This window comes from Gilliamella sp. G0441, assembly GCF_050589305.1.
In the GTDB taxonomy this organism is placed as follows: Bacteria; Pseudomonadota; Gammaproteobacteria; order Enterobacterales; family Orbaceae; genus Gilliamella.
In genome coordinates, this window is the sequence record NZ_JBNRJF010000024.1 from 1 (window position 1) to 5,817 (window position 5,817).

10 protein-coding genes are annotated in these 5,817 nt (G+C 34.6%); 7 read left to right on the plus strand and 3 right to left on the minus strand.

Annotation, left to right across the window (positions count from 1 at the left end; genetic code table 11):
- The 4 genes from ACKJXD_RS11760 to ACKJXD_RS11775 form a co-directional block, all read left to right on the plus strand.
- Nucleotides 1-569, plus strand: a 569-nt coding sequence (locus ACKJXD_RS11760; protein ID WP_430876400.1) for a hypothetical protein, incomplete at its 5' end; no start/stop codon positions are given.
- 12 nt (nt 570-581) lie between these two features.
- Nucleotides 582-1,064 carry a hypothetical protein gene (locus ACKJXD_RS11765; protein ID WP_430876401.1) on the plus strand — a complete coding sequence of 161 codons (483 nt, stop codon included), beginning with the start codon at nt 582-584 and terminating at the stop codon, nt 1,062-1,064.
- A 427-nt stretch (nt 1,065-1,491) separates the two neighbouring features.
- Entirely contained in the window at nt 1,492-1,746 is a 255-nt protein-coding gene (locus tag ACKJXD_RS11770) for an HNH/ENDO VII family nuclease (RefSeq protein ID WP_430876402.1), read from the plus strand.
- Nucleotides 1,736-2,203 (plus strand): SMI1/KNR4 family protein, encoded by a 468-nt coding sequence (locus ACKJXD_RS11775; RefSeq protein ID WP_430876403.1) that lies wholly within the window; start codon nt 1,736-1,738, stop codon nt 2,201-2,203. Before ACKJXD_RS11770 ends, ACKJXD_RS11775 begins: the two co-directional genes overlap by 11 nt.
- A 50-nt stretch (nt 2,204-2,253) precedes the next feature.
- Here ACKJXD_RS11775 and ACKJXD_RS11780 read toward each other — a convergent pair whose 3' ends face one another.
- On the minus strand, nt 2,254-2,487 hold the full coding sequence (locus ACKJXD_RS11780; protein ID WP_430876408.1) for a SymE family type I addiction module toxin: 234 nt from the start codon (nt 2,485-2,487) through the stop codon (nt 2,254-2,256).
- Nucleotides 2,488-2,655: 168 nt separating this feature from the next.
- Between ACKJXD_RS11780 and ACKJXD_RS11785 the strand changes: the two genes are divergently transcribed.
- The 3 genes from ACKJXD_RS11785 to ACKJXD_RS11795 are packed head-to-tail and all read left to right on the plus strand — an operon-like array spanning nt 2,656 to nt 4,981.
- Entirely contained in the window at nt 2,656-3,891 is a 1,236-nt protein-coding gene (locus tag ACKJXD_RS11785; protein WP_430876404.1) for a VENN motif pre-toxin domain-containing protein, read from the plus strand.
- Nucleotides 3,892-3,900: 9 nt separating this feature from the next.
- On the plus strand, nt 3,901-4,578 hold the full coding sequence (locus ACKJXD_RS11790; protein ID WP_430876405.1) for a hypothetical protein: 678 nt from the start codon (nt 3,901-3,903) through the stop codon (nt 4,576-4,578).
- A gap of 4 nt (nt 4,579-4,582) precedes the next feature.
- Complete coding sequence (locus ACKJXD_RS11795; protein WP_430876406.1) at nt 4,583-4,981, plus strand: SMI1/KNR4 family protein; 399 nt, start codon at nt 4,583-4,585, stop codon at nt 4,979-4,981.
- Here ACKJXD_RS11795 and ACKJXD_RS11800 read toward each other — a convergent pair.
- Nucleotides 4,978-5,523 carry an RNA 2'-phosphotransferase gene (locus tag ACKJXD_RS11800; RefSeq protein WP_430876407.1) on the minus strand — a complete coding sequence of 182 codons (546 nt, stop codon included), beginning with the start codon at nt 5,521-5,523 and terminating at the stop codon, nt 4,978-4,980. The genes ACKJXD_RS11795 and ACKJXD_RS11800 overlap by 4 nt on opposite strands.
- Before the next feature lie 53 nt (nt 5,524-5,576).
- Entirely contained in the window at nt 5,577-5,687 is a 111-nt protein-coding gene (locus tag ACKJXD_RS11805) for a SymE family type I addiction module toxin (protein WP_220217302.1), read from the minus strand.
- Nucleotides 5,688-5,817: the final 130 nt, after the last annotated feature.

Sequence of the window (5,817 nt, forward strand, 5' to 3'; positions counted from 1 at the left end):
TCAAAGGTAATGTAGAATCCAATGTTGCAAAAAACCAAAAAGGTAATGAATCAAGTAATTTTGGTGACCATGTAAAAAAAGAACAAGAAATTAATGCTGGAAAGGGGACGGCGGGACCAACACAGGTTGCAAAAGAAGGGATTGGAGTGCCTGTAACTCAATCTAAAAATCCACTTAGTCCAGTACAACAATATGATGCTTATGGAAATGAAATTGTTTATAGAACTATGTCACCAGAACAGTTTAAGCAATTTGAGCGAACAGGTATAATGCCAGCAACAACTGAGACCTCTGTATCTCCTGTGTTATCATATTCATCAAAATATGATGGCGTAACTGTTAAAATAGTAGTTAAATCAGGGACGTTTTCAGAGCTTGAAAAGATTGGTATTGCAGCAAATAAACCAGCAAGTACGCAATTCCCTAATATGTCTACTCAAACAGGAAAATGGATGAATACGAATACTCGATTTAAAGTGGAAGGAGGGCAAATGACAACCCAACTTGGGCAAGGTAAAGGAATGGATATTTTTAATAAAAATATTGTCCATTTTGAAAAAGTAAAATAAAAGGTAAGAAATATGCTATTAAAGTTAGAAAATTCAAAAGTTCCTATGAAATTAGTTTATCTTTTATCTGAAGAGTTAAAAGATAATCCTGAGCAAATTGTAATGACACAGTCACTCACGCTCGATAAGTCGAGACCAAATATGGGGTTAAAAGGTACAAATGGTCTTTTTGGTTCTAAAGAATGGTGGAATAGTATTAAACAAGGAAAAATGCCTTTACTGCATGTGTCGGGAGTAATAACTAGAACTTATGTGGCAGGTCAAGATCCTTCTTCTGTAGATAATGCTTTTAGTTTACTATTAGATGATGGTTACGAAGTTGAAGAAAGCATTTATAACTATATTAATTACAAGGATAAAAAGCTTTTTCAAAAAGGGGCTAAAGTTGAAATTATTTACGCATATGATGAACTGAAACGGCGAAATCATAATGGTGAAAAAGCTTACTTAGATATAGTATTAGAAATGGCGGTTTCATTAGAGCCAGTTGGATAAGTATCAATACTCACCTAATTTAGGTGAGGATCTTTTATTATTTTTTTAAAACTTGCTTGTTAGTTTAATAATAAGTTTATTTTGCTTAACTTTAATGATGACTGGACAACCGACCTAAAAGTCTATCTGCTCAAGCCACCGCCCCTTAATGGTCAAAAGAGACTAAAGATAAAATATTGGATAATCAGGCTACCAATCAGAAAGCCAACGAAAGTAGTAAATTTGGTAAACATGTAAAAAAGAAAAAGAGATTAATGCTGGAAAGGGGACGAATAGTGTAACACAGGCTGATGCAGCAAAATATTTTGGGCAAGAACGAAAATATTGGAGCAAAGATCCTATAGAATTTAATGGCAATAAAGTTTATCAACGTAATGATTTATTTGATCCGAATTTTGTAAGTTCATGGAAGGTAAACGGTAAAACAGTGACAGGAACAAATTTAGAACGTATGGCAAATGGATTAGCTCCTATAGGAAGTGATGGTAGATCAGTCAATTTGCATCATATGACTCAAAGGCAAAATGGTCCAATTGCAGAAGTAACTCAAAAATTTCACAAGGAAAATCACTCAACTATTCATGTTAATACAAATACAATACCGTCTGGTATAAATAGAAACAAATTTGAATCTTGGAAAAAACAGTATTGGAAAAATAGGGCTGCAAACTATGAAAATTAAAATTACTCCTAATGATGTTAAAAAATTAATTGATCTTAATTTAGATATTATTAACTTTGGTTCTCCCAATAATGCACCGAGTGATGAATGGATAAGCAAAGCAGAAATGTATATGAACATTACTTTTAGCGATTCATACAAATGGTTTCTTGCTGAATATGGTGGTGGTGATATAAATGGAGAAGAAATCTTTAGTATATATGAAATAGATTTCGAAAATGCCGTAGGAGGTGATATAGTTTACAACTATATAATTGATATTAGAGATAATCTTCATGAAAAGAATGAAATAGTAGTAAGTAGGACAGATTTTGGAGAAGAATTTTATTTTAATTATAATAAAAGTCATAAAAATGAATGTCCAATTTATTTACGTTTAGGCAAAGAAAATGGGATGTTTTATGCTGCCGATTTTTATGAGTTTTTATATAAAAGAATAAAGGCATTAAGCAAATAAATTACTTTTTAAAGATAACTCCTACTTACATTATAAAGCTATTATTAATTTTAAATACACGAATCAATTTCTACCACTAACTTACCCTGTTCAATCTTAATGATAACAGGGCAGCCCACATAAAAGCCTATCAGCTCCAGCCGCCTGCCTTTAATGGTCAGTTGTGGTCTGGGATTGGGTTTTATGCCTTGTGGCACAAGGCCGACGGTATAAAATCGCTCAGTAATGGGCTGGGTGGTCTCTTTGCATATGGTTAATTTTAGCGTAAAATATCTTTTAGCTATAGTTAACTCCGTGTAAGTTAGTTGTGGTTAGCAGTTCGTCGTTAATCTATGCTGTTATTTACTCTATTGTTTTACTTATCTGCTTAAACCTTCCCCTAAACTTGATTTAATTCAAAGCTTTTTATTTATCCTTTATCTAATATCCACAAAACAAAAGTAAGACAAGTTTTGGTAAGCGGAGGTACCGGAGGTCCGGGTGTACCAACGGCTTATCAAAACAGTGATAGTGACTCAAGCACGACAAAATCGGCGGTTGAAAAAGGTGAGTTAATCATCCGCAATAAAGAGCAGCAAAAACAGGATATCAATGAATTAAGTTGGGATACGGAGAGCGCGAATAATCCGCTGAAACAGATATTTGATAAGCAAAAAGAGTTAGACAAAATAGAAACGGTCGAGCTTATCAAAGACATTGCACAGCAGGCAAAAAGTGTAATGAATAAGTATGACCGAATTCAGGCGCAAAATGACGTAGATAAAAATAAAGATGCGTTATCGAAGCTGGAAGCGGAAAAGGCCTATAATAAGCTGAGTGATGAAGAAAAAGCCAAATATAAAACTGTTGAGGATTATTATAATCAGAATAAAGACTACTTCTATTACGTTGCGGTTGATGAGCAGTTAAAAACGAATAGAGAAAATAATAAAAATCTGGGCGGAATGGGGAGTGATGTTAGCAAAGGGATAGACAGTGCGATATCAATAGTGATCGGCATTATCACCGGCAACATCACAGGCGGACTGGCTGGCGCAAGTGCACCTTGGGTAGCGGAGCAGATAAAAATCCAGACAGGAGATAATGAAACTGCCCGTTTAATTTCTCATGCGATTTTGGGTGCGGTGGTAGCTGAACTACAAGGCAACTCAGGACTTGCCGGCGGTGCCGGTGCCGTAACCGGTGAACTTGCTGCGGATATCATTCGCAAGCAGCTCTATGGAAAAGACGTTAAGGACTTAACCGAAGCTGAAAAACAAAACATCAGTGCCCTCGCCCAACTTGCCACCGGACTGGCTGTAGCCAGTGCGGGCGGTGATGTCAGTACGGGTATAGCAGCTGGTAAAAATGCGGTTGAGAATAATGAGCTACAACAGAACTCAGGTTTTGATAGAAATACTAATTATGAAGAATTATTTGAAAAACAATTGGAAGATAGAAAAAATAAAATATCCCAAAGTGTATGTGTAGATGGAATGAGTTCCCAAGCTTGTGCATCAAAAGTTGATGAAGTTATAAAAAAAGAGTTCGATAGCGGAGTTAGTCAATTAATTAATATTGCGACTTTTGCTCCTTTTGTGGGAGAGGCTGATTGTATTTATATTATTTGGAATGGTAGAAATTTAGCTGGAGAGGAAGTTGACAAATTATGGGGTTATATAGGACTTCTAACTTTTGGTTATGGTTAAAAAGTAAAAATGGTGGATCGGTTTGGAAATGAACTTGCTTCTAAAGGAGGGAAAGTTTCCAATAAGTTAGATGAGAATTCTTTGGGGTCAGAATATGGCAAAGGAAATGTCGAGCAAGGTGGTGGAAATTATAAAGAGACTAAGGATAAAATACTGGATAATCAGGCTACTAATCAGAAAGCCAACGAAAGTAGCAAATTTGGTGAGCATGTAAAAAAAGAAAAAGAGATTAATGCTGGAAAGGGGACTGTCAATAATATATCTAATCTAAATCCTAATGAAATTAGATTTTCACAGAATACCGTTTCTTATAATAAAATAGAACGAGGGACTGATATGAAATATACTTATGACGATCTTGTTACAAACATGAAAACTAATGGTTGGAAAGGAGATCCAGTTGATGTAATTAAAATGCCTGACGGCAAATTTACAAGTATGGATAACACAAGAATAGCAGCAGCTAGAGAAGCTGGTATAAATATTAAAGCTAATGTTAGAAATTTTAATGATAAGCTTTCACCATCTGAAGTAAATAGATTTTCTGATCCTAAAAAAGGGTTTATACCTACAACTTGGGGAGAAGCAATAACAGGAAGGATTAATAAACAGTCAGGTGGATTTAGTAAAAATAATCCATTTGGTTCAAATACATCCCCTCGCATTAGTGGTAAAACTAAGGAGTAAAAATATGGCTCATTACTTATATTCGAAAGAAGAATTACCTGAAGGGTTTAAATATCCTTTATCTTTTTTAAAAATTTGTTCTAAACAAGACGTTCTTGATTTGGAGCCATGGTGGTTTTTATATGAATTTGAAAATTTTGCTAAACAATGGTTATTTGAATTAAAAAAACAATATCCAACTAGAAAATTAATACCATTTGCCAAGGCTTCTAATACTGATGATATTGTTTGTTTTGATGGCTCAGATAAATCAGGAAATCCTAAAGTATACTTTGTTCATGCTTTTGCTTCTTCCGGATGGGAGAACAGAGGTAGTGTTTGTGATTTTGATGAATGGTTAAAACAAGCCAAAGAAGAATCAGCCCAATATAAAGCAGAACAGGCTGAGTTAGATAAAATTTAATCAAATATTAAAAAAGTATTAGGGACTGTATTAGTCAACCAAACACCGTTATCAGCCAAATAAAATTTAAAACCTTGTTGATACATCTGCAAGGTTTTTACTTTTAATACTACCGGTTTCCCATGTCTTTCTCCTACTTTATTTGCCGTCTTCTCATCACCAGATAAATGGACAAAATGACGACTACCAGCAACTAATCCTTGTTTTTTAATGGAATCAATAAATCGGGTTGCAGTGCCATGATATAAAAACTCTGGAGGAATTTGTTCTGCATGGTTAATTTTTACTTGTTGAGTTGAATGTCCTTGAGCTGCACGTATTTTTAAACCATCATCAGAAATCGTAAAACGTTTTTTATCATTTGTTTTAACAACTAGCTCAATCAACTCTCTAGTAAGCGGTTCTCCATGTTGATTAGCTTGCATGATTAGGTTATCAATATTAACCCAACCATCGGAATCTAATATGATTCCAATAGCTTCTGGTTGATGTCTCAAAATATAGCTTAAAAATTTACTTATTTTATCTAGTTGTTTGCTCATATTTATTTCCTGAATAATTCCCGCATTGTAGTGAGAAAATCTACCATTTATTTTTAAATTTGCAAATCAATCTTTATCATCAACTTGCTTTCTTCAATCTTAATGATAACAGTGCAGCCAACATAAAAGCCGAATTGCTCCAGCCACCTGCCTTTAATTGTCAGTTAAGGAAAAGGAATGCCTAACGGTAGCGATTATGCTGAATTATGGATGCGAGCACCAGAACAAATTGGACAATATTTACCCGGACCAATCGGCACAGCAATGGCAATTTTAGCTGCAACTGATATCGCT